Annotated in this window: 2 protein-coding genes; one reads left to right on the forward strand and one right to left on the reverse strand. The window is 53.5% G+C overall.

The features are described 5' to 3' along the window. Positions 1-164: transposase domain-containing protein (locus F7Q90_RS25390; RefSeq protein ID WP_151161046.1), on the forward strand; the 164-nt coding region annotated here is incomplete at its 5' end. A gap of 221 nt (positions 165-385) precedes the next feature. Here F7Q90_RS25390 and F7Q90_RS25395 read toward each other — a convergent pair. Continuing rightward, a complete protein-coding gene (locus tag F7Q90_RS25395; RefSeq protein ID WP_006119687.1) occupies positions 386-1630 on the reverse strand; it encodes a sensor domain-containing phosphodiesterase in 1245 nt (414 codons plus the stop codon). Positions 1631-2087: the final 457 nt, after the last annotated feature.

A 2087-nucleotide genomic window follows, 5' to 3' on the forward strand; every position in this document is an offset into this window, starting at 1 on the left:
GCGGAGAACGTGCGGCGATCCTCTACTCTCTGATCGTCACCTGCCGGCTTAACGGCGTTGACCCCGAGACGTGGTTGCGTTACGTCATCGGTCATATACAGGACTGGCCGGTGAACCGGGTCCGCGATCTGCTGCCATGGAAGGTCGAGCTTCCCTCTGCCTGAACGTCAATACGGTCTGAATGCGACGCTTACATCCTGCCTGTGTGCTAACGGTTCTTTCCTTCGGTGCTGAGCCGGTCTGGCGGGTCAGACCGGTGTGGAGACATAAACGTGCACAACGCTATCAGGCAGGGAGATGGCAGCAGGTAAGTGATCTCCGGCCTGCCCCGTCCGATGAGGTGCCTGCGAGGGCGCAGGTTTTTACGATGCGGCAGCGTGCCCATTCAGCTGGGTTTTGAACGTCCCGGCAATATCTTACTTTCCGCGCCCTGCTGTTTAGCGGAAAAATCCTGTTCCACAGGGTGTTCTGTGCCCATCCGGCTACTGATGTCGATACCGAACACACAGAAGCCCAGCAAGTCTTTGGCTTCATCTTCCACCCGGGTAATGATAACCAGATCAATACGGCCGCCCGGCAGCGTCACTTCATAAGGCGGATAAGGCAGCCCTTTTTCGCGGAAATCCTGAAGCCATAACAGTTTATCCGCCTCCGAAGGGATGACTTCATAGATATAACGGTCGATGAGATCGTCCAGTTCCCAGCAGACGCGTTCGGCGAAGGTCTCACTGGCATCCACGATCCGGAGATCCGTGTTGAGGAAACAGATGGAGGTCCCGGGCGCAGCGTACATGGACGAGATCTGATGCGCGCGCTGATCGAGAGACATGCGTTGTACCCTGCGATGAAATTTTTTTCCCGGTCGGGTGAGTAGCAACGCGTGCGTCTCATCTGCGGTCAGCGGCTTGCCGAATAAATAGCCCTGCGCATAGGTGCAGCCTATTTTCCGCAGCATTTCCGCCTCTTCCTCTGTTTCAACCCCTTCGGCGATCACGTCCATATCCAGACTGCGTCCCAGGCCGACAACGCTGGAAACAATCTTGCGACTGTCCTTTTGGTGCAGCATTGAGCGAATGAAACTGCTGTCGATTTTGATTGTGGTGGCAGGAAGCTGAATGAGCCAGGCCAGGCTTGAGAAGCCGGTGCCAAAGTCATCCATTGCTATCATGCAGCCCATCTCTGAAAGGTAATCAATCTGCGCACGCGCAGAATCCACATCATCTATCAGGGCCGTTTCGGTGATTTCTATCTTGAGCCTGGGCAAACTGAAGGCGTACTGATTTGCCACGTGCTTGATGATGTCAGGCAGATGACAACCCTTCAGTTGGGAAGGCGAAACATTAACCGATAAAAACTGCTGTTCGGGCCAGGTGCCTGCGGTCAGGATGCCCTGAGTTAACAGGACGGCGGTCAGTTCATTCAGCAGGCCCTGACGTTCCATTTCGGGAATGAATTGATCGGGCGGGATAATAAGCCCGTCCGGTAAAACGCGGCGGGCCAGCATTTCAAAGCCGACTACCCGCTCATCCTCGAGCGACACAATCGGCTGAAAATAAGGCGTAAATTCACCGGCCTGAAGCCGTTTCTTAAAGCAGGTATGCAATGTCGCATTTTTTCTTTTCGTGTTCATTCAGGTGCCTGCAACCTGCCGCGTGTTTTCATCCGGCCGTTATGGGTGATCGGTTAGTCGTTAAGTCCTCATAAAATGACGAGGTTTCATATCTGAAAAAGGCGCGCCGGCGGAATATCTGCCGTCACCCTCTCTTTCAGTCAGTCATGAAAGGTTGAGCCGCCGTGAGACGGCCGCATCATCTTGCTGCACGTCGGGAAACGCCGGGCGTTTTGCCTTTCATTCTTCTGCCAGCACTTGCGCTGTGATCGTGTTATCGGCATTAAACAAGCGAACCGTAGTGATTTATGCTTTTCAGTTGCGAATCACCTCGCATGATCCCCGCTAAGCCCTGACGAATCCCCACAAAAATGAGACAGACATAGCAAGATGTGATCTACTGATTCTTCCACAAATTCAATGGGATCACCGCTATGCCTGCCCGTAAAGTATGTCAGAATTTTTTTCAGGATGCTCT

Origin of the sequence: Pantoea stewartii subsp. stewartii, from assembly GCF_008801695.1 — a bacterium.
Taxonomy (GTDB): Bacteria; Pseudomonadota; Gammaproteobacteria; order Enterobacterales; family Enterobacteriaceae; genus Pantoea; species Pantoea stewartii.

What these genes read in the sequence shown, in the direction of transcription:
- F7Q90_RS25395 (WP_006119687.1), bottom strand. Translation starts at nt 1,630, where the DNA reads ATGAACACGAAAAGAAAAAATGCGACATTGCATACCTGCTTTAAGAAA.